General features: G+C 73.3%; 23 protein-coding genes. 16 read left to right on the top strand and 7 right to left on the bottom strand.

Annotation, left to right across the window (positions count from 1 at the left end):
* The first annotated feature begins 53 nt into the window (after nucleotides 1–53).
* The 3 genes from htpX (at nucleotide 54) to ACIP98_RS07435 (ending at nucleotide 2,515) form a co-directional block, all read left to right on the top strand.
* A complete protein-coding gene (gene htpX, locus ACIP98_RS07445) occupies nucleotides 54–956 on the top strand; it encodes a zinc metalloprotease HtpX (protein WP_319658099.1) in 903 nt (300 codons plus the stop codon).
* Nucleotides 956–1,543 carry a hypothetical protein gene (locus tag ACIP98_RS07440; RefSeq protein ID WP_319658100.1) on the top strand — a complete coding sequence of 196 codons (588 nt, stop codon included), beginning with the start codon at nucleotides 956–958 and terminating at the stop codon, nucleotides 1,541–1,543. The genes htpX and ACIP98_RS07440 overlap by 1 nt, the downstream gene beginning before the upstream one ends.
* Nucleotides 1,544–1,627: 84 nt before the next feature.
* Nucleotides 1,628–2,515: a hypothetical protein gene (locus ACIP98_RS07435; RefSeq protein ID WP_319658348.1), complete on the top strand. Its 888-nt coding sequence runs from the start codon at nucleotides 1,628–1,630 to the stop codon at nucleotides 2,513–2,515.
* A 6-nt stretch (nucleotides 2,516–2,521) separates the two neighbouring features.
* Here ACIP98_RS07435 and ACIP98_RS07430 read toward each other — a convergent pair whose 3' ends face one another.
* Complete coding sequence (locus ACIP98_RS07430) at nucleotides 2,522–3,763, bottom strand: phosphodiester glycosidase family protein (RefSeq protein ID WP_401974220.1); 1,242 nt, start codon at nucleotides 3,761–3,763, stop codon at nucleotides 2,522–2,524.
* A 173-nt stretch (nucleotides 3,764–3,936) separates the two neighbouring features.
* A complete protein-coding gene (locus tag ACIP98_RS07425) occupies nucleotides 3,937–4,350 on the bottom strand; it encodes a PaaI family thioesterase (protein WP_319658102.1) in 414 nt (137 codons plus the stop codon).
* 153 nt (nucleotides 4,351–4,503) lie between these two features.
* Between ACIP98_RS07425 and ACIP98_RS07420 the strand changes: the two genes are divergently transcribed.
* From ACIP98_RS07420 to ACIP98_RS07400, 5 genes are all read left to right on the top strand, one after another.
* Complete coding sequence (locus tag ACIP98_RS07420; RefSeq protein WP_401974217.1) at nucleotides 4,504–4,830, top strand: ArsR/SmtB family transcription factor; 327 nt, start codon at nucleotides 4,504–4,506, stop codon at nucleotides 4,828–4,830.
* Nucleotides 4,827–5,744: an SRPBCC family protein gene (locus ACIP98_RS07415; protein WP_401974216.1), complete on the top strand. Its 918-nt coding sequence runs from the start codon at nucleotides 4,827–4,829 to the stop codon at nucleotides 5,742–5,744. The genes ACIP98_RS07420 and ACIP98_RS07415 overlap by 4 nt, the downstream gene beginning before the upstream one ends.
* A 4-nt stretch (nucleotides 5,745–5,748) precedes the next feature.
* Complete coding sequence (locus tag ACIP98_RS07410) at nucleotides 5,749–7,275, top strand: fatty acyl-CoA synthetase (RefSeq protein ID WP_319658105.1); 1,527 nt, start codon at nucleotides 5,749–5,751, stop codon at nucleotides 7,273–7,275.
* A 265-nt stretch (nucleotides 7,276–7,540) separates the two neighbouring features.
* Complete coding sequence (locus ACIP98_RS07405; RefSeq protein WP_319658106.1) at nucleotides 7,541–8,524, top strand: ATP-binding cassette domain-containing protein; 984 nt, start codon at nucleotides 7,541–7,543, stop codon at nucleotides 8,522–8,524.
* Nucleotides 8,521–9,414, top strand: coding sequence for an ABC transporter permease (locus ACIP98_RS07400; RefSeq protein ID WP_401974214.1), 894 nt, complete (start codon nucleotides 8,521–8,523; stop codon nucleotides 9,412–9,414). Before ACIP98_RS07405 ends, ACIP98_RS07400 begins: the two co-directional genes overlap by 4 nt.
* 13 nt (nucleotides 9,415–9,427) lie before the next feature.
* Here ACIP98_RS07400 and ACIP98_RS07395 read toward each other — a convergent pair whose 3' ends face one another.
* A complete protein-coding gene (locus ACIP98_RS07395) occupies nucleotides 9,428–10,336 on the bottom strand; it encodes a helix-turn-helix domain-containing protein (RefSeq protein WP_401974212.1) in 909 nt (302 codons plus the stop codon).
* A 92-nt stretch (nucleotides 10,337–10,428) separates the two neighbouring features.
* On the opposite strand from ACIP98_RS07395, the gene ACIP98_RS07390 reads away from it, so the two are divergent.
* From ACIP98_RS07390 to ACIP98_RS07380, 3 genes are read left to right on the top strand one after another with little or no spacing between them, the layout of a single operon-like run.
* Nucleotides 10,429–10,836 carry an ATP-binding protein gene (locus ACIP98_RS07390; protein ID WP_319658109.1) on the top strand — a complete coding sequence of 136 codons (408 nt, stop codon included), beginning with the start codon at nucleotides 10,429–10,431 and terminating at the stop codon, nucleotides 10,834–10,836.
* A 9-nt stretch (nucleotides 10,837–10,845) separates the two neighbouring features.
* A complete protein-coding gene (locus tag ACIP98_RS07385; protein ID WP_319658110.1) occupies nucleotides 10,846–12,129 on the top strand; it encodes a VWA domain-containing protein in 1,284 nt (427 codons plus the stop codon).
* The gene (locus ACIP98_RS07380) at nucleotides 12,129–13,022 is read left to right on the top strand and encodes a hypothetical protein (RefSeq protein ID WP_401974210.1); all 894 of its coding nucleotides are present in this window, start codon (nucleotides 12,129–12,131) and stop codon (nucleotides 13,020–13,022) included. Before ACIP98_RS07385 ends, ACIP98_RS07380 begins: the two co-directional genes overlap by 1 nt.
* A gap of 539 nt (nucleotides 13,023–13,561) precedes the next feature.
* On the opposite strand, the gene ACIP98_RS07375 is transcribed toward ACIP98_RS07380, so the two are convergent.
* On the bottom strand, nucleotides 13,562–14,674 hold the full coding sequence (locus tag ACIP98_RS07375; RefSeq protein WP_401974209.1) for a WD40/YVTN/BNR-like repeat-containing protein: 1,113 nt from the start codon (nucleotides 14,672–14,674) through the stop codon (nucleotides 13,562–13,564).
* On the bottom strand, nucleotides 14,671–16,011 hold the full coding sequence (locus ACIP98_RS07370; RefSeq protein WP_401974207.1) for a hypothetical protein: 1,341 nt from the start codon (nucleotides 16,009–16,011) through the stop codon (nucleotides 14,671–14,673). Before ACIP98_RS07370 ends, ACIP98_RS07375 begins: the two co-directional genes overlap by 4 nt.
* A gap of 285 nt (nucleotides 16,012–16,296) precedes the next feature.
* On the opposite strand from ACIP98_RS07370, the gene ACIP98_RS07365 reads away from it, so the two are divergent.
* The 3 genes from ACIP98_RS07365 to ACIP98_RS07355 all read left to right on the top strand — a co-directional run bounded on the left by ACIP98_RS07365 (nucleotide 16,297) and on the right by ACIP98_RS07355 (nucleotide 20,926).
* Nucleotides 16,297–17,253 (top strand): hypothetical protein, encoded by a 957-nt coding sequence (locus ACIP98_RS07365; RefSeq protein ID WP_319658114.1) that lies wholly within the window; start codon nucleotides 16,297–16,299, stop codon nucleotides 17,251–17,253.
* A 54-nt stretch (nucleotides 17,254–17,307) separates the two neighbouring features.
* Nucleotides 17,308–18,861 (top strand): APC family permease, encoded by a 1,554-nt coding sequence (locus ACIP98_RS07360; RefSeq protein ID WP_319658115.1) that lies wholly within the window; start codon nucleotides 17,308–17,310, stop codon nucleotides 18,859–18,861.
* A 103-nt stretch (nucleotides 18,862–18,964) separates the two neighbouring features.
* Complete coding sequence (locus tag ACIP98_RS07355; protein WP_319658116.1) at nucleotides 18,965–20,926, top strand: primary-amine oxidase; 1,962 nt, start codon at nucleotides 18,965–18,967, stop codon at nucleotides 20,924–20,926.
* Between the two features lie 64 nt (nucleotides 20,927–20,990).
* On the opposite strand, the gene ACIP98_RS07350 is transcribed toward ACIP98_RS07355, so the two are convergent.
* Both ACIP98_RS07350 and ACIP98_RS07345 read right to left on the bottom strand, forming a co-directional pair.
* Entirely contained in the window at nucleotides 20,991–21,995 is a 1,005-nt protein-coding gene (locus ACIP98_RS07350; protein WP_319658117.1) for an aldo/keto reductase family protein, read from the bottom strand.
* Between the two features lie 225 nt (nucleotides 21,996–22,220).
* On the bottom strand, nucleotides 22,221–23,084 hold the full coding sequence (locus ACIP98_RS07345; protein ID WP_401974206.1) for a DUF6528 family protein: 864 nt from the start codon (nucleotides 23,082–23,084) through the stop codon (nucleotides 22,221–22,223).
* Nucleotides 23,085–23,160: 76 nt separating this feature from the next.
* Here ACIP98_RS07345 and ACIP98_RS07340 point away from each other — a divergent pair, with 76 nt between their 5' ends.
* Both ACIP98_RS07340 and ACIP98_RS07335 read left to right on the top strand, forming a co-directional pair.
* Nucleotides 23,161–23,733 carry a GNAT family N-acetyltransferase gene (locus ACIP98_RS07340; protein ID WP_401974205.1) on the top strand — a complete coding sequence of 191 codons (573 nt, stop codon included), beginning with the start codon at nucleotides 23,161–23,163 and terminating at the stop codon, nucleotides 23,731–23,733.
* A 37-nt stretch (nucleotides 23,734–23,770) separates the two neighbouring features.
* Complete coding sequence (locus ACIP98_RS07335) at nucleotides 23,771–26,170, top strand: Tex family protein (RefSeq protein ID WP_401974203.1); 2,400 nt, start codon at nucleotides 23,771–23,773, stop codon at nucleotides 26,168–26,170.
* Nucleotides 26,171–26,246: the final 76 nt, after the last annotated feature.

Below are 26,246 nucleotides of genomic sequence, written 5' to 3'. Positions count from 1 at the left end.
ATCGAAGCGGAGCACGACGCCGCGGCCGGCGGCCCGAGGACACGGGAGGGGCCATGGACAGGACCCGATTCGCCCCCGACAAGGGGCTGACCACGCGCATGGTGGTCACCATGTTCATGATCGGGCTGCTGTACGTCGTGTTCGTCGGCGCGCTCCTGGCCCTGCTGCGCGGCGCCTGGCCGCTGATCCTGATCGTGGCCGGGGGTCTGTTCATCGCCCAGTTCTGGTTCAGCGACCGGATCGCCGCCTTCAGCATGGGCGCCCGCGAGGTGACCCCCGAGCAGGCACCCGAGCTGCACGGCGTCGTGGACCGGATCTGCGCCCTGGCGGACATGCCCAAGCCGCGGGTCGCCATCGCCGACAGCGACGTGCCCAACGCCTTCGCCACCGGCCGGAACGAGAAGGCCGCCCTGGTGTGCGCCACGACCGGCCTGCTGCGCAGACTGGAGCCCGACGAGCTGGAGGGCGTCATCGCCCACGAGCTCTCCCACGTCGCCCATCGCGACGTCGCGGTGATGACCATCGCGTCGTTCCTGGGCGTGCTCGCCGGCATGATCACCCGGATCGGGCTGTGGGGCGGCCTCGGCCGCAGCAGCCGCGACCCCGGCACGACCATCATCGTCATCCTGATACCGCTGGTCAGCGCCATAGTGTACGCGGTGAGCTTCCTGCTCACCCGGATGCTGTCGCGCTACCGCGAGCTGTCCGCCGACCGCTCCGCCGCGATGCTCACCGGACGCCCCTCCTCGCTCGCGTCCGCCCTCACCAAGGTCACCGGCCAGATGGCGCGCATTCCGACGGAGGATCTGCGCAAGGCGGAGCCGTTCAACGCCTTCTACTTCGCGCCCGCCCTCGCCGGCGGTCAGAGCCTGGCGCAGCTGCTGTCGACGCACCCCACCCTGGAACAGCGGCTGGCGCAGCTCGGCCGGATCTCCGCCGAACTGGGGCGGCGCTGATGGGGCTGTTCGACGCGCTCCTCGGCCGCAGCAAGCCCGTCAAGCCCGACCTGGACCAGCTCTTCGGGCTGCCGTCGGCCGCCGTGACCCTGGAGGCCGGTGCCGGATTCCGGCCGACCGGGGTCGGCTCCGTGTGCTTCGCCGCCGTGGAGGGCGGCGCCTTCGCGGAGGTCCAGCAGGACGTCCGCGCCCTGCTCGACCTCGACACCGGGCAGGGCGGCGTCCCCGTCGAGTCCACGCGGGACGCGTACGGCTACACCTGGCTCGTGGCACGCCACCCCGCGGACGACATGCCGACGCTGGTGGGCGACCTGCACGCGGTCAACTCGGCCCTGGAGAGCCATGGCTTCGGTCCGCAACTCCTCTGCTCGCTGGCCGGCTTCCGCGACGACTCCGGCCGCTCGCTGGCACTGGTCTACCTCTACAAACGAGGCACCTTCTACCCGCTGAGCGTCCGCCCCGGCGAGCAGAAACGCGACAACGCCCTGGAGTTGCAGGTGGCCGGGCTGCTCAAGAACGACCTGCGCGTCGAGGAGGACCTCAGCCGCTGGTTCCCCCTGTGGGGCGCGCCCGGCATGGGGGACTGACGGCCCGGCCGTCCCTCGCGGCCGCACGCCTGCGACACTGGGGTGGCCGCGTTCCTTCGCCCGCGAGGTGATTGCTTGACCACGGTGGCACTGCGTTCCCACGCACTGTTGCCTCGTCAGTACGACGACCGGAAAGTCCTGGTCACCACGGTGGATGCCTGGGGGAGAGCCCTTTGGCTGCTGTGCCCCACCGCGGACCTGGAACCGAACCCCTACGGACGGCCTCGCCCCCGGCCCCGGGGGTACCCGTACGAGGCCGTGCTCGTCATCAGCGAGGGAAAGGACGTGCGGGAGCGCGTCCTGCGCGACGTGACCCTGTTGCCCTCGGAAGTGGACGCCCTGCCCAATGGGCGGTTCGTCCTGCAAGGCCTCGATCCCCAGGGGGAGCGCAACGCCCGCATATACGGCCGTGACGGCCGTATGCGCCACAGCTTCGCCATGGGTGCCGTGGTGGAGTTCATGATGGCCGACCGCCGGAACAACCTCTGGAGTGCCTACGGCGACGAGGGGGTGTACAGCGATCCGATCAGTGCCGCGGGTCTCGTCCGCTGGGACAGCGGCGGCAATCGGCAGTGGGCCTATACGGCGCCACGGGGCGTCGAGTACATCGACAGCGTCTACGCCCTCAACGTCACCGACACGGTCGCCTGGGCGACTTACTACCCGACCTTCCCGCTGCTCGAGGTGCGGGCCAATGGGCGCTTCCACCTGCGGAAGAACCCGGTGGGCCATTTCTGGGGCATGGCCGTACGGGGCGACCGGATCCTGACCCTCGGCGGAGGCCCACGCGAACGTACGGACACGCTGCACCACCTCCTACTCACCGAGCGGCAGGCCGTTGTGGTGGGCGAGGCCCGGCTCACCATGCCCAACGGGGCGCCGTTCCGTCGGTACGCACGTCCCGTCGGCCGGGGAGAGCGCCTGTATCTGCGGGGCAGGTCCGCCCGGCAGTGGTACGTGGTGGAGGTGTGAACCGGGTCAGCGGCGGGTCGTGAACACGCCGATGCCGTTGGCGACCGCGCGTTCGACCCCGCCGGTGGGGTGGTTGCGCACGGTGACGCGGGGCGCGCCGGGGGATCGGGTGACCAGGGTGGACGAGCCGCCGCCGTCGAGGTTGACGGCCGCGTCGGTGCCCAGCGCGTACATCAGGCCCGCCAGTTCACGGACCGTCAGTCCCGCGCCGCTCTCGGCGTTGCCGTCCAGGGCCATCAGGTACAGCGTCCGCCCGTCGTTGCCGAAGCCCGCGGCCGTGCGGGTCGCCGCCGTGCCGTTCTCCAGTCCCGCGAGCGGGGTGCGGTCGCGCAGGATGGGGTAGCCCCCCACGGCGAAGCGGAGGTCGCCCTGGCGGGAGACGGGCAGCAGCCGGCTCCGCACGACCACGGGTCGGCCCGGAACGAGCCCGCGCAGGGCGCGCGCCCCGTCCTCGCGACCGAGCAGGACGACCGTGCCCGGGGGGATCGCGCCGCGGCCCGGGGTGGTGGCCGTCCTCGTGACCCGGCCGTTCCTGACGGTGACTTCGTAGGTGTTCCTGCCGCACGGGTCGGCCCGGCGGACGTCGCTGCCGCAGACCGCCCGCCGCCGTGAGGCGGCGCCCCAGTCGGCGGTGTACGCGCCCACGCCGTTCTGCGGCAGCGCGTACTGGTTGAAGCCGCGCAGCGGGAGCGTGCTCCGGCCGGAGCGCACCGTGCCGACCAGGCGGAGCCGGTCGAGGCGGGCCTTGCGGTCGAAGCCGATACCGAGGACGTTCTCGGTCGTGGTGCCCGGTGGCAGCGAGGGGCCGAACCGCTGGCTCGACGGCACCGCGGACTTGAGCTGCCGGCCGTGGGCGACCGCGGGGCCCACGGGGGCACCCGTCGCCGGGACGCCCGGGTGCTGGGTCTCGCTCATGTGGAAGAAGTCCGCGTTGATCCCGGCCACGGCGTGCGCGGCGTCGGCCAGCCGGGACACCGTGCCGCGCCCCGCGACGGTACCCGGGTACAGCAGGTCCACGGACACGTCCCTCCGGCGCAGATCCACCGTCAGCAGGTGCCCGTGAGCGGTGCCGTGGGATCCCGCGTAGTCGAACCTGCGGTAGTCCACGCCCGGTGCCAGTGTCGTACGGGGCGCGTAGCGCACGCCCTTGCCGGTCGCCGCGACCGCGCCGCCGGCGCCCGCGAGGAGCGTGCCCAGCGCCAGGACCACGGTGATCGCCGGGCGTACCCGGCCCCAACGTCGGTTCATCGTCACCCCAGCTGGACGCCGTTCATCTGATGTCTGATGGAAGGTCAATCGTTTCCCGCGAGCGGCACGGTGGAGGTGCACCACGCCGCGCGAGCGCGAGATCGCGGCTGCGCACGGGGAGGACGGGTGACGAACCGCCCCGTCACCGCCCCCCGCGCGCGACGGCCGGCGGGTCAGCCGGGGAAGGCGTACACCGTGGTCGCGTGGGCCGCGGGCTCATCGGCGCCCACCGGGGTCATCTCGACGTCGATGAAGCCCAGTCGCCGGCCCAGCTTGGTGACGCGGGCGGTGACGAGGACGTCGGCGCCGATCACGGCGCGCTGGAAGGTCGTCGACTGCTGGACCGTCGTCATGGGACCGAAGCCGCCGCGCGCGGCGGACACGGCGATCACGGTCGCGGTGTCGGCGGCGGCCATCAGCGCCTGGCCGGACAGGCCGCCGCCCTCGCGGGCCAGCCGGTCCGACCACGGCAGCCGCAGGATCGCGTGGCGTTCACCGGTCTCCTCTACCGTCAGACCCAGATCCCGAACCCAGGGGGCGAAGTTGTCGGCCAGTACCTTGTCCGCCTCTGCGGTGGTGATCGTCACGCGCGACATTCTCCCGTTCACAACACGTCACCACCAGGGCGCGTACGGTCGCTTTCCGCGCCCTGCGTGCCCGCCCGTGCGCATCGGGACGGAGGTTTGGCCTCCCCGGTACATGTCGTTGCGCGTATATAGCCAACGAAGTATGTTCGAAGGGTGCCCCTTCCCTTCGACGTGCTCGCGGAACCGACCCGGCGGCGGATCCTGGACCTTCTGCTGGAGCGTCCCCGGCTGGTCGGCGAACTCACCGAGCAGCTGGGGCTGAGCCAGCCCGGCACCTCCAAGCACCTGAGAGTGCTGCGCGAGGCAGGCCTGGTGCGGGTGCGCGCCGAGGCCCAGCGCAGGTGGTACGAGCTGTGTCCCGAGCCGCTGCGCGAGGTCGACGCCTGGCTCACCCCCTACCGCAGCCTGTGGGGCGCCGGACTCGACGCGCTGGAGCGGCACTTGGACGCGATGCCCGACGAGACGGAGGAACCCCGATGACCGGTGAGGCCCCCGAGACCCCCGAGACCCTGACCACCGCGGCGGACGGCCGCACCGCCCTGCGGATGGTGCGCCGGCTCGCCCACCCGCCGGAGAAGGTCTGGCGTGCCCTGACCGAACCCGGACATCTCGCCCGCTGGTTCCCCTCCGACGTGGAGATGGAGCTGCGGCCCGGCGGCAAGGTGCGTTTCGCCTTCCGGCACGGCGAGATGCCCGATCTCGACGGCGAGGTCACCGAGGTGGACCCGCCCCGCGTGCTCGCCTACACCTGGGGCGGCGATCTGCTGCGCTGGGAGGTGGAGCCCGCGGCCTCCGGGTCCGTGCTCACCCTCACCCACACCTTCGCCGACCGCCCCGGTGCCGCGAGCTTCGCTTCCGGCTGGGACACCTGCATCGCGGGCATCGACCCGGCCCTGGACGGCCGCCCCACGCCCCCGCCCGGCGACATCAACGCCAAGCACGAGCGCTTCGTGGCGGTGTTCGGGCTGGACCAGGGGACCGTTGAGGCGCTTGAGGCCGGTGTGCCCGCCGCGGACGGCGAGGAGGGCTGGCGGGTGCGCTTCGAACGGCAACTCACCCAGCCCGCCGCGACGGTCTGGCGCACCCTGCTCGGCAAGGTCGTCGCCCCCGAGGTCGGCGGCACCGTGCCCAGCGGCTTCGCGACCGGGGAATTCGGCCACGGCCCGGTGTCCGAGGTGCGGGCGCCGGTCCTGCTGGCCTACGCCTGGGACCAGGACGGCCGGTACGGGGGCACGGTGCGCTGGGAACTGACCGAGGGCACCGGCCACGGGGCCCGGCTGATCCTCACGCACACCGGCTCCGCGGAATTCGCCGGCCGGCGCTCCGCCGCCCTCGACGCCTGGCACGACCATGTCGAGGATCTCGCCAGGAGGCTGGCGGAGATGCCACGCTGACGCCATGGTGGCGACGACGCACGGCAACACGGTCGACGGAGTCCTGCGGCGCAGCGCGCGCCGCGTGCCGGAGCGGACGGCGGTGCGCTTCGCCGACCGGGCCTGGACGTACCGCGAACTGGACGACGCGGTCTCCGCGGCCGCGGCCGTGCTCCTGGCCGAGGGACTGCGGCCGGGCGACCGCGTCGCCGCCTACGGCCACAACTCGGACGCCTACCTGATCGGCTTCCTCGGCTGCGCGCGGGCCGGGCTGGTGCACGTACCCGTCAACCACCACCTGGCGGGCGAGGACCTGCGCTACCTCGTCGAGCAGTCCGGCAGCGCCCTCGTCCTCACCGACCCCGCGCTCGCCGGGCGGCTGCCGGCGGGCGTGCGCACCCTCGCGCTGCGCGACACGGAGCAGAGCCTGCTCGCCCGGCTCGCGACTGCCGCGCCGGCCGGCGACCTGATGCCGCCCGGCAGCGAGGAGCTGGCCCAACTGCTCTACACCTCGGGCACCACGGCCCTCCCCAAGGGCGCGATGATGACGCACCGCGCCCTGGTGCACGCATACGTCAGCGCCATCGTCGCGCTGGACCTGAAGGAGACCGACCGGCCGCTGCACTCGCTGCCGCTGTACCACTCGGCGCAGCTGCACGTCTTCCTGCTGCCCTATCTGGCGGTCGGCGCGGAGAACACCATCGTCGCGGCACCCGACCCCGTCACGGTCTTCGACGCGGTCGAGGCCGGCCGCGCCGACAGCCTCTTCGCGCCGCCGACGGTGTGGATCGCGCTCGCCAACCACCCGCAGTTCGCCACCCGCGACCTGCGGGCGCTGCGCAAGGCGTACTACGGAGCGTCGATCATGCCGGTCCCGGTGCTGGAGCGGCTGCGCGGACGGCTGCCGGACCTGGCCTTCTACAACTGCTTCGGGCAGAGCGAGATCGGGCCCCTCGCCACCGTGCTCGGACCGGACGAGCACGAGGGCCGGATGGACTCCTGCGGCCGGCCGGTGCTGTTCGTGGAGGCCAAGGTCGTCGACGACTCCGGCAAGGACGTCCCCGACGGCACCCCCGGCGAGGTCGTCTACCGCTCGCCGCAGTTGTGCGAGGGCTACTGGGACAAGCCCGAGGAGACTGCGGAGGCCTTCCGCGACGGCTGGTTCCACTCGGGGGACCTGGCGGTGCGGGACGCGCAGGGCTTCTTCACCGTCGTGGACCGGGTGAAGGACGTCATCAACTCCGGGGGCGTGCTGGTGGCGTCGCGGCAGGTGGAGGACGCCCTGTACGGCCACCCCGCGGTCGCCGAGGTCGCGGTCGTCGGTCTGCCCGACGAGCGGTGGATCGAGGCGATCACCGCCGTCGTCGTCGTGCGCGAGCAGGTGGTCGTCACCGAGCAGGAGCTGATCGCCTTCGCCCGGGAGCGGCTGGCCGGCTTCAAGACGCCCAAGCGCGTGGTGCTGGTGGACGGCCTGCCGCGCAACGCCAGCGGCAAGATCCTCAAGCGGGAGCTGCGGGACCGCTACGCGGCCGAACCGGCCGGCGAGGCGTAGAGCGCCGCCGGGGCCTCCGCGGCGGCGCGGGCGGGCTCCTCGCGGACCTCGGGCGGCGACGGCACCTGCGCCGTCGCCCTGGAGGCCGGCAGGGGGCGGGCAGGTCGCCGCCGGTCCGTCCGGTCCGCCGTCCGTCCGGCCTGTCCGGCCCGTTCGGCCCGCTCCGCGCCGTGGCCGGCGCCCCCGCGACGTACGCTCGACGTGCCGCCCGGCCGGGACACGAGCCCGGCCCGCGGCAGGCGGTCCGAGCCTGTGGAGGTGCCGGATGACGGAAGCGATCGAGGTCCGGGGGTTGCGGAAGGACTACGACGGGGTCCAGGCGGTCCGGGGCATCGACTTCGCGGTCGCCCGCGGCGAGACCTTCGGATTCCTCGGCCCCAACGGCGCCGGCAAGTCCACCACGATCGGGATGCTGTGCACCCTGGTCACCCCCACCGGCGGATCGGCCCGCGTCGCCGGGCACGACGTCGTGCGCGAGCGGGCGGAGGTGCGGCGCAGCATCGGGCTGGTCTTCCAGGACACCACCTTGGACGGTTACCTCAGCGCCGAGCAGAATCTCCGCTTCCACGCCGAGCTCTACGGCGTGCCGCGCTCTGCGCTCGGTCCGCGCATGGACCGGGTCCTGGACATGGTGAACCTGACCGAGCGCCGCCGGGGCAAGGTGATGACCTTCTCCGGCGGGATGAAACGGCGCCTGGAGATCGCACGGGGGCTGCTGCACTCGCCCCGCGTGCTCTTCCTGGACGAGCCGACCGTCGGGCTGGACCCGCAGACGCGCAGCTCCATATGGGACTACATAGGCGAGCTGAAACGCACCGAGGACGTCACGATCTTCATGACCACGCACTACATGGACGAGGCCGAGTACTGCGACCGGATCGCGATCATCGACCACGGCGCCGTCGTCGCCATCGACACCCCCGCCGCGCTGAAGGCCGCCGTGGGAGAGGACCGAGTCCGCTTCACCGCGGACGACGACCGCGTGGCGCTCACCGCGCTGCGCGACCGCTTCGGCCTGGAGGGCACCGTCAGCGAAGGGCAGCTGACCTTCAGCGTGCCCGCGGGCGAGGAGTTCGTGCCCAAGCTGTTCGACGGGCTCGGAGTGCCGATCCGTTCCGTGAGCGTGTCCCGGCCCAGCCTGGACGACGTCTTCATGGCGTACACCGGCAAGACCATCCGCGACGCGGAGGCCGGGGGCCGCGGCGCCGACCGGATGCGGGCCATGGCGGCGCGAGGGAGGCACCGGTGAAGACCCCACCACCGGGCACCCCCGCACCCGTGCCCGCCCCGTCCACCGCCGTGGCGGCCGTCGCCGTCCCGCGCGGCGGGTTCGCCGCCGGGGTGCGCGCCGTGCGCGTGGTGTGGCACCGCGAGTTGCTGCGCTTCTCCAGCGACCGGCTGCGCGTCCTCACGGCGCTGATCCAGCCGCTGCTGTTCGTCTTCGTCCTCGGCACCGGCCTGGGCTCGCTCACCCGGGGCGTGCCGGGCGTGGACTTCAAGACCTTCGTCTACCCGGGCGCGCTCGCCATGTCCGTGCTGTTCACCGCGGTGTTCTCGGCGGGATCCATCGTCTGGGACCGGGAGTTCGGCTTCCTGCGCGAGATGCTGGTGGCCCCGGTCAGCCGGACCGCGCTGGTGATCGGCAAATGCCTCGGCGGCGCGACGACGGCCACCGCGCAGGGGGTGATCGTGCTGGCACTGGCGGGACTGGTGGGGGTCCCGTACGACCCGCTGCTGCTGCTCACGCTGCTCGGCGAGATGGCGCTGCTCGCCTTCACCCTGACCTGCTTCGGCGTGATGATGGCGGCCCGCATCACCACCTTCCAGGCCTTCATGGGCCTGACGCAGATGCTGCTGATGCCGCTGTTCTTCACCTCCGGCGCGTTGTTCCCGCTGTCGGGACTGCCGGGCTGGCTGGCCTTCGTCACCCGGGTCAATCCGCTGACGTACGCCGTGGACCCGATCCGGCGCGCGGTCTTCGCCCACCTGGACATCGGTGCCCGGGCGCGCGCCGCGTACGCGCCCGGCGTGACCTGGGGGAGCCACCACGTGCCGGTCTGGCTGGAGGTGTCGATCGTGGCGGTCTGCGGGGTGGTCATGCTGGTCGTGGCGAGCTGGGAGTTCCGGCAGGCGGACTGAGGCCCGGGGACGCTCAGAGCCGGTCGCGGACGTCCTGGAGGAAGTCGCGGGTAGGCTCGGCGGGCAGGGCCTGGGCGCTCATGCGGTCCAGTGCCTCGCGGAACTGGGAGACGTCCTCGCGGTCGTCGAGGTAGACGGCGCCGATCAGGCTCTCCACGTACGCGATGTCCGGCAGTTCGGGCAGCGGGAAACGGAAGATGTGGAACGGCCCGTACATCGCCGGGTGCGGGCCCGAGGCGAACGGCATGACCTGGAGCCGGACCTGGGGCATGCCGCAGGCCTCGATCAGCCGGTCGACCTGGCCGCGCATCACCTCGGCGCCGCCGATGGGGCGGCGCAGCACGGTCTCGTCGATGACGACCCACAGCAGTGGCGGCCGGTCGCGGACCAGCAGCGCCTGCCGCTCCATCCGCAGCGCCACCCCGCGCTCGATGTCGTCCTGGGAGGCGTGCGGGCGCCCGGCCCGCAGCACCGCCTCCGCGTACTGCGGTGTCTGCAGGAGTCCGGGCACATAGTGCGGTTCGTAGGCGCGGATGAGCTCGGCCTCGCCCTCCAGGCTGACGAAGGCGCTGAACCACTCCGGCAGCACGTCCCGGAACCGGTGCCACCATCCGGGGCGGTTGGCCTCCCGCGCCAGATCCAGGAAGTTCTCGATCTCGGCCGGGTCGGTGACGCCGTAGGTCTGGAGCAGCTTCTCGACGTACGGGATGCGCAGACCGACTTCGGCCTTCTCGATGCGGCGGATCGTGGCGTGGGTGACGTCGAGGGCGCGGGCGGCGTCCTCGTAGGAGACGCCGGCCTTCTCCCGGAGGTCCTGGAGGCGCTTGCCGAGTACGACACGCAGCACGGTGGGTGCACTCGACGGTCGCGCTTCGCTCACGAGAAATCCTCCAACCCCACTGATCCACGGGAAGTTTGGCATGGTGTCAGTGCGTTGCAAAGCATGTCGGCACCGCTTTGCACATTGCAGATTGCACCTTGCCATGCATTCGGGCAGGCGCGCATAGTAGCGGAGTGGCATCCTCCCATGACGCGTTCCTCTTGGCCGCGCAAGGCGCCGCGGTCGCCGAGGCGCGACGGCGCGTCAGGGCGCGGCTGCGCGAGTGGGGGATCGCCGAGGAGATCTGTGACGATGTGAGCCTGGTGGTGTCCGAACTCTTCACCAACGCCGTGCGTCATTCCGGCGGGGAGAAGGTGGCCTGCGCCGTCCGGGTCGAACGCGGCGTCGTGCGCGTGGAGGTGGCGGACCAGGGCATCGGTCTGACGGTTCCTCAGGTGCGGGTCGCTGACGTCGGCGAGGAGTGCGGACGGGGCCTGCTGCTGGTCGGCGCGGTGTCCCGGGCCTGGGGTGTGGTGACCGGCCAGGACGGCATGGCACGTGTGGTCTGGGCCGAGTTGGGGGCCACGACGGATCTTCCATAGGATCCGCCAATGATCATACGCAAACGGCTGGCGGCGGGACTGTGCGGTCTCGCGGCCACGCTGGCCACCGTGCTCTTCCCCGCAGCGGCACCGGCCGCCGCGGACGACGGGCCGGAGACGCCACGCGAGGCCCCCAAGGTCGAGCTCGTCCTCGACGTGAGCGGTTCCATGCGCGCCAACGACATCGACGGCAGATCCCGCATGTCGGCTGCCAAGCAGGCCTTCAACGAGGTCATCGACGCGGTCCCGGAGGAGGTGCAGCTCGGCATCCGCACCCTCGGGGCCAACTACCCCGGCAAGGACAAGAAGGTCGGCTGCAGGGACACCGCCGCCCTCTATCCGGTCGGCTCCGTCGACCGCACGGAGGCCAAGACCGCGGTCGCCACCCTCGTGCCCACCGGCTGGACACCCATCGGCCCCGCCCTGCAGGCCGCGGGCAAGGACCTCGCGGGCGGCAACGCCACCCGCCGGATCGTCCTCATCACCGACGGCGAGGACACCTGCCAGCCCCTCGACCCCTGCGAGGTGGCGCGGCAACTCGCCGCCGACGGAACCCACCTGGTGGTCGACACCCTCGGCCTGGTCCCCACCACCAAGATCCGTGAACAGCTGAGCTGCATCGCCGAGGCCACCGGCGGCACCTACACCGCCGTCGACCACGCGGACCAGCTCACCGACCGCATCAAGCAGCTCGTCGACCGCGCCGCGGACAACAACGTCGTCGTCACCCCGACCGCCACCGAGGGCGCCGGCTCCTGCACGGACGCCCCGCTGCTCGGCGCCGGCATCTACACCGACCGCGAGGAGTTCGCGGAGCACCGCTGGTACCGGGTGAGCGTCACCGACGGCCAGGAACTGCGCACGTCCGTCAGCGTCGGCGCCGACCGGGCCGTCAACCGCGACTACGGCGTGCTCGTCCGGGCCGTCACCCCCGGCGGCCGCGAACTCGTCCGCGGCACCGACGCCGGCAGCGGCCGCACCGACGTCATCTCCGCGGGCCTGCGCTACGCGTGGCCCGAGCGCGACGACGCGGACGCCGCCACCGCGCGCACCGTCTGCCTGGAGGTCAGCAACTCCTTCTCCGCGCCCGACGCCGTCAAGCGCACTCCGGGCCTGCCCGTGGAGCTGAGCATCGACCTGGTGTCCTCGCCCGACCAGCCCTCCGACGTCGCCTCCTTCGGCCTCGGCCGCGGCTGGTGGCTGCTGGGCCTGCTCGTCGTGACCGGCCTGGTCGCCGGCATCCTGTGGGGCTGGATCTCGCGCTGGCGCGTCGCCGTCTGGAGGACCAACTGATGCGTAGCACGCGTACGATCCGCGCGGCCGCGGCCGGACTCCTGCTCGGCGGGGCGCTGCTGGCGACCGGAGCGGGAACGGCCGTCGCCGACGACGCCACTCCCAGCCCGAGCTCGTCCGAGTCGTCGGGGACGGCGGAGACCGCCGCCGCGCCGGGAACGGGCTTCCGTACCGCCGGGCACATCGGGCAGGGCGTGACCTCCACCCCCGCCGGCGCCTCGACCGGCGACTACCTGTACTGGGTCACCCCCGCCAAGGCCGGGCAGATCCTGACGGTCTCCGCGACCGTGCAGCTCCCCGAGTCCGCCACCCGGCACGGCGGCCAGACCTGGCAGCTCGACCTGTACGACGGGCTCCGCCGCCACCAGGCGTGCACCGCGGGCAAGCCGACCGTCACCGCGGCCGCGGACGCATCCTCGGTGGAGCTCAGCTGCCGGCTGCGCACCGTCCGCGCGTGGTCGGAGGCCTGGGCCAACGACCCGCTGCCGGGCGCCTACTACATCCGGCTGACCGTGGTCCGCCTCGCCGACCAGGACCTCGGCCTGCCGGTGGAGGTCCAGCTCGGCACCGCCTCCAAGGACGCGGGCGGCTCGCAGGCCGTGGACGGCGAACTGGCCGCCCCGCTCACCCCGGTGGCCAAGGCAGGCGCCACCCTCGACCCCAACGCACAGCCCTCACCGGCCGTGACCGCGGAGAGCGACGAGAGCGCGGAGGACGCCGACCCCAGCGCCTCACCCGTGGCGGCCGGCCTCACCGAGCCCGACGGCGGCTGGGGCGGCGGCTGGTGGTCCGACCGCTGGATCTGGACCGCCGGCGGCGGTGTGCTGGGCGCGCTCGCGGGCGTGGCCGGGTACAACCTCACCCGCGGCCGGGGGCGCCGCCCGGTCGCGTAGCCGGCGACCCGGCCGACCCCGACCCCGACCCCGCCCCCGACGACGTCGACGACGCGCCGGTCCGGGACCGCGTGCAGCGGGTCCCGGACCGGCGCGTTCTCCTGTGCCGGCCGCGGAGCAGCGGCCGGACGGGAGGACACCGCCGCGGCGAGCAGGAGCGCGGCCCCCGGACGCGGGCCCCGCACCGCGCGAGGACCACGGCACGGGGCGCGCGAGGCGGGTGCCGGCGCCGTGGGCGAGGAGCAGACGCACCGTCCCGGTGCGCCCTCAGCGGGCGGCGGCGCACCGTGGTGTGTCCTCGTCATCATGACCGCTCCCGGTGTCGGGCGGCGTCCCCCCGCGGCCGGTCGCAGTGCCGCGACGTCCGTCGCGCCCTGGACCGACGCGGGGCACAGGGCCGTCGTACCGTCCGCGTCGGGGAGTTCCGGCGAGGCCCCGCGCTTCAGGAGCCGGCGGGCGCTCCCGGCGTCATTCGGCATCGCGGCCGGGACGAGGGCAGGGCTCGGCCTCCTACCGCGTCCGCCGTCGGCGGACGCGGATCACGAGCCGCCGCCCGCACCGGGGGAGCCGATCGGGAAGCCGATCCCCAGGCGGGCCACCCGGCCCTTCTCGCCCGCGGCCCAGCAGCCCAGGTCCGCCGCGCAGTCGACGGTGTCGAAGGACCCGGCGTCGAACGTGCGCCATGTCCTGCCGCCGTCCAGGCTCAGATCACTGCCCGTCGGCCCGACCGCGATCGCGGCGCGCGAGGAGTACGGCAGCCACGTCACGCCCGACCGGTAGGCGGCGGGCGGCCGTTCCGACTCCGTCCACGACGCCCCGCCGTCGCCCGTCACCGCGGAGGCGTCCGGGGACGCCTGGTCCGCGCGGTAGTCCCCGCCGACCGCCAGCCCGTGCCGCGCGTCGCGGAAGGCCAGGGCGAAGACGCCCTTGGCCGGATCGCCGGCCGGCAGCGTGGACGCGGCCACCGTCCAGGTCAGCCCCCGGTCGCGGGAGTGCAGGACGCGCGCCGCGGAGGCCCCGCCCGTCGCCAGCCACACATCGTGCGGGCCACGGCTCACCAGGCACTGGCCGCTCGCCGCGAACGACGCCTCACCCGCGAGCGCGGGCGGCATGCCCGCGGACGGCAGTACGCGCCAACTGCGGCCGCCGTCAGCGGTGGACAGGAGGCGGTACCGGCCGTCGACCGGGTCGCTGACCGCGAGCCCGTGCCGGGTGTCGAAGAAGGTGACGCAGTCGTAGAAGGCCCGCGGATCGGTGTTGCGGAAGGCCTCCGACCAGGTCCGGCCGCCGTCCTCGGTGCGCAGTACCCGGGACGCCTCGCCCTCGCCGATGGCCAGTACGACCGCCCGGCGCGCGTCGAACGCCTCGACGTCCCGGAACTCCAGGTCCCGCGCGCCCGGCGGGGACACGTCCGCCCAGTGGCGTCCGCCGTCGACGGTCCGCAGCACCGTCCCCGCCGAGCCCGCGGCCCACGCCGTGCTCCGGCTCACCGCCGCCAGCCCGCGGAAGCGGGCCGTGCTCCCGGTCTCCTTGACCTCCCAGCGCGGGCCCGGCCCCGCCGTCGCCCGCGCCGGCACGGCACTGATTGCCGCCACCGTCGCTCCGCACACCAGAGCCGCCAGCACCCGCCTCGTCGTTCCCGTCCGCTTCATGGCGCGGGACCGTAGTCCACACCGTCCCCGGGGTCCAGACCGCCTTCCACGGCCGGCTGCCCCGCGGCCGACGTCGCGGCCAGGGCCCGTTCGGCGGCCTCCGTGGCACGGGGCGAGAGGCAGGTGCGGGCCAGGCCGGCGGCGCGGGCGGCGAGCCGGCGGGCGCCGTCGAGGTCGCCGGACAGGGCACGCGCGAGGGCGGCGTGCGCGGTGTGGAGGGCGAGGTCGCGGCGGTGGGACGGGGGCAGGAGGGGCAGGGCCTTGTCCAGGGTACGGGCGGCCTCGCCGGGATGACCGAGGTCGAGCAGCACCAGGCCGCTGTGGGCGAGGAGTTCGGCCTCGGCGTCGTCGCGGGCCGGGTCCAGCAGGCCGGCGGCCTCCTCCAGCGCCCGGCGGGCGGCCGGTTCCCCGCCCAGCCCCGCGTGCGCCCGGGCGCGGCACATGGCGAGCGTCGCGCGGACCGCGGGCGGAAGGGCGGGGAGTGCGTCCTCGGCGGCGGCCACGCCCGCGAGCGCGTCGTCATGTCGTCCGTTGAGCACTGCCTGCAGGCTCAGTTCGGCCCACAGCCGGGCCGCCTGCGGCGCGTCGCCGGCGGCGTGCGCGAGCCGGAGCCCGGTGAGGAAGTACCGCTGGGCGGCGCCGTGCCGGCCGGTGTCGACGGCTGCGCGGCCGCCCAGCCGGGTCAGCGCGGCGGCCGTCCGCAGGAGCCGGACGTCGTCGGCGGCCGCGAACGGCCCCTGGCGGACGAGTTCCAGAGCGATACGCAGATCGGCCTCGACGCGGTGCCGCACGGCGCCCCCACCGAGCCGCCCGTCGAGCCGGCACAGCCCGTGCAGGCCCCACTCCAGCCAGGCCGTGGTCTCCACGTCGAAGTCGGCCCCGGACGCGGCCGGTTCGGGCACGGCGTCCGCGAGCACCGCCCGGTTCCACTCCCCGATCGCGACGCGGAACTCCGGACCTTGCACGACCGGGCAGCCCCGCGGGTCACGCCCGCCGCTGTCGAGCAGGACCTCCAGTGCGCCGAGGGCGCCCGCACGGTCCCAGCCCAGTCCTTCCGGCAGGCCCGCCAGTGCCGGCAACCAGCCGGGCCACGGCCGCGCGTCCACGTCCCGCAGGGGCACGCCGAGCGCCCTGGCCAGGGCGCGCTGGCTGTCCCGTTCGGGCACCACGCCCCAGTGCTCCCAGCGCCAGACCTTCTCCCGCCGTGCCGCCATGGGCACGCCGAGGGCGCGCGCGTTCTCCGCGACGACCCTGGCGAGGTCCTGGTAGCTCCAGCCATGGCTCCGCCTGACGTACGCCAGGGGGTGCGACGGCGCGGGCGCGGTCTCGTCCGCCACCGAATGACTCCTTCGTTCCCGCTTCGTACGTTCGAATATCAGGCGTACGCCATCTTGCGCAGCCGTTCCCGACGAACCTGTCCGTTCCGTGCCCTGATGCACCGTTGACTGTGGTCGCGGCCGGTGGGCGGGGGAGCGTGGGACTACATCGAGACAACGGGGCCGCTCTTGAAGCGGACCTGCCTGTACCGGTTGGCTGTGCGTGATCAGCTGATCACCGGACGCCGAAGGGGAAGCCCCGACCCGGGCCGGACGTGTCGTGCGCGCCGTGGAGGCACCCCGAGGATGACTCCTCCACCCCCGTTCGGATTCTCCCGTTCCCGGGACGAACTGCGGTTCGATCCCGCGCTGGACGACGAACCGCTGGCCACCGCCCGTGCCGCCTTCGCCCAGGGCCGCTGGACCGAGGCCCGCACCCTGCTCGCCGAGACCGGGGACGCCTGGGACCGGCGCGGCCACCGCCTCGTCGTGCTCGGCGAGGGCCGTGCGAGCAGTACCTGGGCCCGCGAGTGGCAACTCGCCGAACCGGGCAGCCCCGACGCGGCCGCCCTGCTCGGCTGCGCCCTGGTCTTCCGCGCCGTCGACGGCAAGGAACGGCCGGAGACCGCGCGCGAGGCCTGCCTCGCCGCCGCGGCGCTGGCCCCCGCCGATCCGACGCCCTGGCTGTGCCTGCTCATCCTGGCCCGCCACACCGGCACCGACGACGACCGGATGCGCGCCTTCGACCAGGTGCGCGGCCGCCACCGCGACCACCACCACGGCCACCAGCTGATGGCCGCCTGCCTGGCCGAGCGTCCCCAGTCCCCGGCCGACGGAAGCCAGTTCCACGAGGTGTACGAGTTCGCCGAGTGGGCCGCCGGGGACGCCCCAGAAGGCTCCCCGCTGGCCGTCCTGCCGGTCGTCGCCCACGCCGAGCTCTACCGGGTGCTGGCCGCCGCCGGCACCGAGCCCGCCGACCCGGCGGAGTCGGAGCACTGGCGCGGCTGGCGCGCCCGGCAGGCCCTCAAGCGGGCCTTCGACTGGTGGCTGGAATGGGACGACCGCGACCATCCGCGGCTCTACCTGGACCTCAACTTCCTCGTCCACGCCCAGTACTTGCAGGGCCGCAACGCCGAGGCGGCGGCCCTGTTCAACCGGATCGGCGGCTATGCCACCCGCATCCCGTGGTCGTACCCCGACCGCGACCCCAAGAAGGCCTTCCGCGCCGCGCGCGAGGCCGTGCTCGGCCCCGGATCCCCTTAGGGACCGCCCATCGACGCACAGCACACCCAGTCACCCACGAGGAAAGGATCTGCCATGCTGACGGGCAATACCGGGATCAGCACGTTCAAGGGCGAGGAGAGAGCCCTGCGGGCCGACCGGCTCGGCCTGCCCGGCCTGCTGCTGTCGGTGGTCGCGGCCAATGCCCCGCTGATGGTCGTCGCGGGCGTCATGCCCACCGCCTACGGAGTGATGGGCATCGTCGGGCAGCCGCTGCTCTTCGTGATCCTCGGCGTGGTGCTCATCCTCTTCAGCGTCGGATACGCCGAGATGAGCCGCCACGTCCACAACGCGGGTGCCTTCTACGCCTACATCGCGCGCGGCCTCGGCGGCACCGCCGGCGCCGGTGCGTCGCTGGTGGCGCTCGTGTCGTACAGCGCCCTGCAGTTCGGCGTCTACGGCCTGTTCGGCTTCGAGATCTCCGGGCTGTGCGAGACCTACCTCGACCTCACGATCGCCTGGTGGATCCCGGCGCTCCTCGGTGTCCTCGTGGTCGGCGCGCTCGGCTGGCTGAAGATCGACCTCAACGCCAAGGTCCTCGGCGTCCTGCTGCTGATCGAGATCACGCTCGTCGTCGTCTTCGACGTCGCCGCCATCGGCCACCCCTCCGCCAAGGAGGGCCTGTCGCTGCACGCCTTCGACCCGTCGACGCTCAGCGGCGCGGGGCTCGGCACCGCGCTGTGCCTGTGCATCGCCGCGTTCGTCGGCTTCGAGCAGCCCCCCGTCTACGCGGAGGAGACCAGCCGGCCGCACGTGCTCGTCGCCCGGGTGACCTTCCTCGCCGTCACCTTCGTCGCGGTCTTCTTCGCCATCAGCTCCTGGGCGCTGAGCGTGGCCACCGGCCCGTCGCAGATCGTCGGCCAGTCGCAGAAGCAGGGTCCCGGGCTGCTGTTCGGCCTCAGTGAGTCGATCATCGGCGCCACCTTCACCGACGTCCTCCACGTCCTGTACGTGACCGGCATGTTCGCCTGCCTGCTCAGCTTCCACAACGTCGTCGCCCGCTACGCCTTCGCCATGGGCCGCGAGGGCCTGCTGCCCGCCGCGTTCGGCCGCACCAACCCCAAGAGCGGTGCCCCCGCCCACGGTTCGCTGCTCCAGACCGTCATCTCCCTGGTCGCCGTCGTCGCCTTCGCCGTCACCGACGGCAGCGCCGCCGCCGACCACGACCCGACCGCACCCGTGCTCAAGCTCTTCACCTGGGGCGGCAACGTCGGCGCCCTGGGCATCATCGTGCTGCTGGCCACCACGGCTTTCGCGGTCATCGGGTACTTCGTCCGGCGCGGCGCGCTGCGCACCCAGGCGCCGAGGATCGCCGCCTCCGCTGTGGCGGGTGTCGCGCTGATCGTCATCGCGGTCTACGCCGTCAAGGACTTCGACGTCCTGGTCGCCGGCGCGGGCTCCGCGGTCTCGTGGATCCTGCCCGGCGTCATCGGCGTCACCGTCGTCGGCGGCCTGGTCTACGGCCTGGTGCTGCGCTCCACGCGTCCCGAGCTGCACGCCCGCATCGGCCTCGGCAACGAGGCGTTCCGGATCGAGCAGGCCCGCGAGAACGCGGCCGACGCCGGCCAGGCGGAGCCCGCCGCCTCCTGACCCCGCCCGGCCCGTCGCACCCCGGCAGGGGAGCGGCGGGCCGGACGCGTGTCCGCATCCTGTCCCGTAGCGCAACGACTCACGCACACCGGAGAGTTGTCCCATGTCCTCCTGCTGCCACACCGACGCCGACACCTCCCCCGCCGCGCCGCACCCCCTCGACCCGCTGACCGCGGACGAGATCGCCGCGGCCCGCCGGATCCTCACCGAGGAGGGCAGGGTCACCGACGCGACCCGGTTCCCCCTGGTGCTGCTCGACGAGCCCGACCGGCACACCGCGGACGCCCACCGCGACGGCGACCCCGTCGTCCGCCGGCTGCGGGTCACCCTGCTGGACTCCCTGACCGGCGCCGCCGCCGAGGCCCTGGTGGACGTCACCGCGGGCGTCGTGGTCGCCCATCGCGCGCTCGACACCGATCAGGAGGGCCAGCCGCCGGTCACCTTCGAGGAGTACGAGATCGTCGAGGAGATCGTCAAGGCCGACCCGGGCTGGCGCAAGGCCATGGCGGAGCGCGGCGTCACCGACCTCGACCTGGCGATCGCCGCCCCGCTCGGCGCGGGCCCGCTGCGCTTCGAGGACCGTCCCGGCGCCCGCCTCATGCGCTCGCTGACCTGGCTGCGGTGCGATGCCGCCGACAGCCCCTGGGCACACCCGGTGGCCGGGCTGGTCGCCGACGTCGACGTCATCGGGCGCAAGGTCGTCCGCCTCATCGACACCGGCGCCGTCCCGATCCCGGCCGAATGCGGGCGCTACGAGGCCGAGTTCAACGGGCCGGCGCGCACGGACCTGCGCCCGCTGGAGATCTCCCAGCCCGAGGGACCGTCCTTCACCCTCACCGGCCGGCTGATGACCTGGCAGAAGTGGCGTTTCCGCATCGACTTCAACGGCCGCGAGGGCCTGGTCCTGCACCAGATCGGCTACGAGGACGGCGACCGGGTCCGCCCCGTTCTGCACCGCGCCTCGCTCGCCGAGATGGCCGTCGCCTACGCCGAGCCGGGCGAGGACCGCAACTGGGTCGCCTTCCTCGACGCGGGCGAGTACTCGCTCGGGCGCAACGCCAACGCCCTGAAGCTGGGCTGCGACTGCCTCGGTGAGATCGCCTACCTCGACGCCGTGCTCAGCGACGACCTCGGCAACCCCGAGACGCTGCCGAACGCGATCTGCATCCACGAGGAGGACTACGGCCTCCTGTGGAAGCACACCGACATCTTCAACGGCATGACGGCCGACAGCCGCCGCTCCCGCCGCCTGGTCGTCTCCTACATCACCACCGTGGGCAACTACGACTACGGCTTCTACTGGTACTTCTACCAGGACGGCACGATCGGCTTCGAGGCCAAGTCCACCGGCATCGTGCAGACCTCCGCCGTCGAGCCCGGCACCGCCGACGCGGTCGGCACCGAGGTCGCGCCGGGCCTGCTGGCCCCGTTCCACCAGCACATGTTCTGCGTGCGGCTGGACGCGGCGGTCGACGGGCACGCCAACACCGTCGAGGAAGTGGACGTCGTCCCCGTCCCGCACGGCACCGACAACCCCAACGGCAACGTCTTCACCACCCGGGTCACCCCCCTCGCGGACAGTGCGGAGGGCGGACGCCTCGCCGACCCGCTCGCCGGGCGACGCTGGCGGATCACCAACCCCGGCTCACTCAACCGCATGGGCAAGCCGGTCGCGTACACCCTCGTCCCGCAGCCCGGTCCGGTCGTCCTGGCCCAGCCCGACTCGGCCGTGGCCCGGCGCGCGGCCTACGGCACCAAGCACCTGTGGGTGACCCGCCACCGCCCCGAACGCCGCTTCCCCGCGGGCGACTACCCCAACCAGAACGCCGGCGGCGGCGGGCTGCCCCGCTGGACCGAGCCCGGCGAGAGCCTGGAGAACACCGAGCTGACCGTCTGGCACACCTTCGGTCCCACCCACCTGCCGCGGCTGGAGGAGTGGCCCGTCATGCCGGTCGACCACAGCGGCTTCACGCTCAAGCCCACCGGTTTCTTCGACCGCAACCCCTCGCTCGACCTCCCCAAGGAGACCCCGCGGGGCGAAGGGGCGCACTGCCGCACCGAGTAGCACGGGGCGCGGCCCCGCGGTCCGTGCGGACCGCGGGGCCGCGGCGTTCCGGGACGTCGACCGGTCAGGGGCGGCGGACCGGGACGTTGTCGTGGACCCGCTTGGGGTCGGTGACGGCGACCGGCTCGAGGATCTCCTCGATGCGCGCCATCAGCTCCTTCTCCAGGACGACACCCGAGGCCTTGGCGTTCTCCGCGACCTGCTCGGGGCGGGAGGCGCCGACGATGGCCGCCGAGACGTTGGAGTTCTGCAGCACCCATGCCACCGCCAGCTGGGCCAGGGAGAGCCCGGCCTCGGCGGCCAGCGGCTCGAGCCGCGCGACGGCGTCCAGCACCTCGTCGCCCATCCAGCGCGCGATCATGTTGGCGCCGCCCTTGTCGTCGGTGGCCCGCGAGCCCTCCGGCGGCTGCTGACCGCGCTTGTACTTGCCGGTCAGCACACCCTGCGCGATCGGCGAGAAGACCACCTGGCCGATGCCCAGCTCCACGCAGGTGGGGACGACCTCGCCCTCGATGACCCGCCACAGGGCGTTGTACTGCGGCTGGTTCGACACCAGGGAGATGCGCAGCTCGCGCGCGAGCGCGTGGGCGCGGCGGATCTGCTCCGCGGGCCACTCGGAGACGCCGATGTAGAGGGCCTTGCCGGAGTGGACGACGTCGGCGAACGCCTCCATCGTCTCCTCCAGCGGGGTCTCCACGTCGTAGCGGTGCGCCTGGTAGAGGTCCACGTAGTCGGTCTGCAGGCGGCGCAGCGAGCCGGCGATCGACTCCATGATGTGCTTGCGCGACAGGCCGCGGTCGTTGCGGCCGGAACCGGTCGGCCAGTAGACCTTGGTGAGGATCTCGAGCCCTTCGCGGCGCTCGCCCTTCAGCGCCTCGCCGAGCACCGACTCGGCCCGCGTGCCGGCGTAGACGTCCGCGGTGTCGAAGGTGGTGATGCCGGTCTCCAGCGCGGCACGCACGCACGCCGTGGCGGCGTCCGCCTCCACCTGCGAACCGTGGGTGAGCCAGTTCCCGTAAGCGATCTCGCTGATGAGCAGACCGCTGCGGCCGAGATGGCGGTATTCCATGGGAGCGAAGCCTCCGTTGGCGTGTACAAGGCAGGGTGCCGGACCGGCCCGGTACGGACGCACCGCGGCCCGCCGGCGGCGCGGCGCCCGGGTGGGCGCCGGCTGCGGAATAGATGGTCAGGGCACTGTTCCCAGTGTTCTCCGATCATTACATGCCCGCTGCCGGCGCCCGGGACCGGTCCAGGCCATCGCGCTGCTTCGCCCGGGAGGGCGGCCCGGCGCCCTTCAGTGGAAGTCCGAGGTCCACAGCCGCACCGCGGAGAACTCCGCCCCGGGACGGGTGCGGGAGTACGCCGTGGTGCCGTCCGGATCCAGGAAGTCGACCGTGGGGCCGCCTCCGGCGCGTGGGCCGGACACGTGGCCGCGGGCGCGGATCCGGGTGCCGGTGGGCTGGCTGAGGTAGGCGCGGACGTCGTCGGCGCCGTCCACCTGCCGGTACTTGCGGGTCTCGGTGTCGAGCCGGTAGGCGCCGTTGGTGTCGGTGAACCACAGCGACCCCGGTTCGCCGTACACCGGTTGCAGATCGACGCCCTGCCCCTCGAAGTGGATCACGCTGTGCTCGGTCAGCATCGTGGCCGGGCCCCTGCCGGACAGCGCGTACCGCACCAGCCGCTCCTCGCCGATCGCCCACAGCGCGGCGCGCTCCGGGTCGTAGAGCACGCCGTGCGCCCTGGGCAGCGGGATGGTGAGGAACGGGCCGGACTGCTCGGTGTCGGCGTACAGCCGCAACCGGCCGGGCGCCGCGGAGGCCACCGCGATCACCCCGCCCGGGATGCGCTCGATGGCGCGCGGGGTGTCGGCCGGCGTGATCGTCTGCCAGACGATCGCCCCCGTGTCCTCGCGGACCATCGCCGCCCGGCCGCCGAGGGCGGTGACCAGCACGACCCGCCCGTACGCGTGGGTCCTGCGCAGGCGGACGTCCGACAGGTGCTGCCAGCTGGTGCCCGTCCCGCCGGGCGCCTTCCAGCGCCAGGCGACCGCGGCGTCCTGCGACCAGTCGGCGGCACCGGGGTCGAAGACGAGCACGTCGTTCCCGGTCTGCTCCGCGATGGCGATGGGATGACTCGTGCGCGCGGCGTACCGCGTCATGTCCTGCCCCCGTGTCGTTGTGAAGCCAACGAATAACCGGAGGATAGCCACGCGACGCCCTGCCACGATGGGCCCTGTGACCGTACCGCGACAGAACATCCACGCTTCGCCCGTATGGGAGATCTCGCCGCTCGCCGTTGACGACCCGCTGTCGAGGGACCTGCTGTGGCGCTACTACGACGACATCGTCAGCCGCTACTACGGCAGGCCGATGACCCGGCAGGAGATCGACGACCTGCTCACCGAGGACACCAGTGACGACCTGGCCGGCCCCACCGGCCGGTTCCTCGTCGGCCACTACGGAGGAGTCCCCTCCGGCTGCGCGGGGGTACGGCTGCTCGCCCCCGGCGTCGCCGAACTGCGCCGCGTCTGGGTCGTCCCCGCCGCCCGCCGCACCGGCGGAGCCGCGTTGCTGGTCAGTGCGGCCGAGCGCGCGGCGGTGGAACACCTGGGCGCCGGCGTCGTGCGCCTGGACACCCGGGCCGACCTGGTCGAGGCGCGGTCGCTGTACGCCAAGCTCGGCTACCGCGAGATCGACGACTACAACGGCGACCGCTACGCCGGCCACTGGTTCGAGAAGACCCTGCCCCAGGACTCCGGCGCGGCTTCGCCCCCAGGCTCGCGGCGCGGCGGCCGGGCTCCGCAATAATGCAGCGGTAGTCCAGCCAGAAAGCAGGTCGCACATCGTGACGACAACGGTCTCGGTCGAGCGCAGGATCGCCGAGGAGCTCGGCGTACGGGAAGGGCAGGTCCACGCGGCCGTCGAACTCCTCGACGGCGGTGCGACCGTGCCGTTCGTGGCCCGGTACCGCAAGGAGGCGACCGGCGCGCTCGACGACGCACAGCTGCGCACGCTCGAGGAGCGGCTGCGCTACCTGCGGGAGCTCGACGAGCGGCGGGCCGCGATCCTGGAGTCCATCGAGTCCCAGGGCAAGCTCGACGACGCGCTCAAGGCGCAGATCCTCGCCGCCGACTCCAAGGCGCGCCTGGAGGACATCTACCTGCCGTTCAAGCCCAAGCGCCGCACCAAGGCGCAGATCGCCCGCGAGGCGGGTCTCGAACCGCTCGCGGACCGGCTGCTGGAGAACCCCGCCCTCGACCCGCAGGACGAGGCGGCCGGCTTCGTCGACACCGACAAGGGCGTGGCGGACACCGCGGCGGCCCTGGAAGGCGCCCGCGCCATCCTGACCGAGCGCTTCTCCGAGGACGCCGACCTCGTCGGCGAACTGCGCACCCGGATGTGGGAGCGCGGCCGTCTGGTCTCCAAGGTGCGTGAGGGCAAGGAGGAGGCGGGCGCGAAGTTCGCCGACTACTTCGACTTCGCCGAGCCGTTCGGCAAGCTTCCCTCGCACCGCGTGCTCGCGATGTTCCGCGGCGAGAAGGAGGAAGTCCTCGACCTCACCCTGGAGCCCGAGGAGCCGGTCGAGGACGGCCCGTCCAGCTTCGAGCGCAAGATCGCCCACCACTTCGGCGTCACCGACCGCGGCCGCCCGGCCGACAAGTGGCTCGCCGACACGGTGCGCTGGGCCTGGCGCACCCGCTTCCTCGTCCGGCTCGGTCTCGACCTGCGCGTCCAGCTGCGCCAGGACGCCGAGGACGAGGCGGTGCGGGTCTTCGCCGCCAACCTGCGCGACCTGCTGCTCGCCGCCCCCGCGGGCACCCGCGCCACGATGGGTCTCGACCCCGGCTTCCGCACCGGCGTCAAGGTCGCCGTCGTGGACGCCACCGGCAAGGTCGTGGCCACCGACACGATCTACCCGCACGTGCCCCGCAACCAGTGGGACGCGTCCATCGCCACGCTCGCCCGGCTCGCGGCGGCCCATCACGTCGACCTCGTCGCGATCGGCAACGGCACCGCGTCGCGCGAGACCGACAAGCTCGCCGCCGACCTCATCAAGCGGCACCCCGAGCTGAAGCTGACCAAGGCCGTCGTCTCCGAGGCCGGCGCCTCGGTCTACTCCGCCTCGGTCTACGCCTCCGCCGAACTGCCGGACATGGACGTCTCGCTGCGCGGCGCCGTCTCCATCGCCCGCCGCCTGCAGGACCCGCTGGCGGAGCTGGTGAAGATCGACCCCAAGTCGATCGGCGTCGGCCAGTACCAGCACGACCTGTCCGAGCTGAAGCTTTCGCGCTCGCTCGACGCCGTCGTCGAGGACTGCGTGAACGGCGTCGGCGTCGACGTCAACACCGCCTCGGTGCCGCTGCTGCGCCGCGTCTCCGGCATCACCGAGGGCCTGGCCGGCAACATCGTCGCCCACCGCGACGCCAACGGCCCCTTCCGCACCCGCACGGCGCTGAAGGAAGTGGCCCGGCTCGGCCCGAAGGCGTACGAGCAGTGCGCGGGCTTCCTGCGCATCCCCGGAGGCGACGACCCGCTCGACGCCTCCAGCGTGCACCCGGAGTCGTACCCGGTGGTCCGCCGCATGAGCACCGCCGCCGGCATCGGCATCGGCGCGCTGATCGGCAACGGCTCGGTCCTGCGCGGGCTCAAGGCGGACGCTTTCGTCGACGACACCTTCGGTCTGCCGACCGTCACCGACATCCTCGCCGAACTGGAGAAGCCGGGCCGCGACCCGCGACCGGCCTTCAAGACCGCCGAGTTCAAGGAGGGCGTCGAGGAACTCAAGCACCTCGAGCCCGGGATGCTGCTGGAGGGCGTCGTCACCAATGTCGCCGCCTTCGGCGCCTTCGTGGACGTCGGCGTCCACCAGGACGGCCTGGTCCACGTCTCCGCGATGTCCAAGACCTTCGTCAGCGACCCGCGCGACGTGGTCAAGCCCGGGGACATCGTCCGGGTCAAGGTCCTCGACGTGGACATCCCGCGCAAGCGCATCTCACTGACGCTGCGCCTCGACGACGAGGCGGGCGCGGCGGCGGGTGCCGGGGCCGGGAACGCCAAGGGCAACGGCGGCGGTGGACGCCCCGAGCGGGGTCCCCGTCCCGAGCGGCGCGGCGGCGGCACGCCCCGCCAGTCGCGCGGTGGCGGCGACAACCGCCCGGCGCCCTCCGGTGCCATGGCGGACGCGCTGCGCCGGGCGGGCCTGGACAAGGGGCTGGGCGGCGGCGGAGGCGGCCGGCGCGGCTGACATCGGCCGACGACCGCGTGAACGCGCGCCGGGGAGGACGGGACGACGCCCGCCCTCCCCGGCGCGCGGCGTACGG

It is taken from the genome of Streptomyces sp. NPDC088354, assembly GCF_044753585.1.
Taxonomy (GTDB): Bacteria; Actinomycetota; Actinomycetes; order Streptomycetales; family Streptomycetaceae; genus Actinacidiphila.
This window is presented reverse-complemented; position numbering and strand designations above follow the sequence as displayed.

Excerpts from the sequence above, each read along its gene's own strand:
- htpX (WP_319658099.1), top strand. The coding sequence starts at position 54 with ATGGACAGGACCCGATTCGCCCCCGACAAGGGGCTGACCACGCGCATG.
- ACIP98_RS07440 (WP_319658100.1), top strand. The coding sequence starts at position 956 with ATGGGGCTGTTCGACGCGCTCCTCGGCCGCAGCAAGCCCGTCAAGCCC.
- ACIP98_RS07430 (WP_401974220.1), bottom strand. The coding sequence starts at position 3,763 with ATGAACCGACGTTGGGGCCGGGTACGCCCGGCGATCACCGTGGTCCTG.
- ACIP98_RS07415 (WP_401974216.1), top strand. The coding sequence starts at position 4,827 with ATGACCGGTGAGGCCCCCGAGACCCCCGAGACCCTGACCACCGCGGCG.
- ACIP98_RS07410 (WP_319658105.1), top strand. The coding sequence starts at position 5,749 with ATGGTGGCGACGACGCACGGCAACACGGTCGACGGAGTCCTGCGGCGC.
- ACIP98_RS07405 (WP_319658106.1), top strand. The coding sequence starts at position 7,541 with ATGACGGAAGCGATCGAGGTCCGGGGGTTGCGGAAGGACTACGACGGG.
- ACIP98_RS07395 (WP_401974212.1), bottom strand. The coding sequence starts at position 10,336 with ATGCCAAACTTCCCGTGGATCAGTGGGGTTGGAGGATTTCTCGTGAGC.
- ACIP98_RS07385 (WP_319658110.1), top strand. The coding sequence starts at position 10,846 with ATGATCATACGCAAACGGCTGGCGGCGGGACTGTGCGGTCTCGCGGCC.
- ACIP98_RS07380 (WP_401974210.1), top strand. The coding sequence starts at position 12,129 with ATGCGTAGCACGCGTACGATCCGCGCGGCCGCGGCCGGACTCCTGCTC.
- ACIP98_RS07375 (WP_401974209.1), bottom strand. The coding sequence starts at position 14,674 with ATGAAGCGGACGGGAACGACGAGGCGGGTGCTGGCGGCTCTGGTGTGC.
- ACIP98_RS07365 (WP_319658114.1), top strand. The coding sequence starts at position 16,297 with ATGACTCCTCCACCCCCGTTCGGATTCTCCCGTTCCCGGGACGAACTG.
- ACIP98_RS07360 (WP_319658115.1), top strand. The coding sequence starts at position 17,308 with ATGCTGACGGGCAATACCGGGATCAGCACGTTCAAGGGCGAGGAGAGA.
- ACIP98_RS07355 (WP_319658116.1), top strand. The coding sequence starts at position 18,965 with ATGTCCTCCTGCTGCCACACCGACGCCGACACCTCCCCCGCCGCGCCG.
- ACIP98_RS07350 (WP_319658117.1), bottom strand. The coding sequence starts at position 21,995 with ATGGAATACCGCCATCTCGGCCGCAGCGGTCTGCTCATCAGCGAGATC.
- ACIP98_RS07345 (WP_401974206.1), bottom strand. The coding sequence starts at position 23,084 with ATGACGCGGTACGCCGCGCGCACGAGTCATCCCATCGCCATCGCGGAG.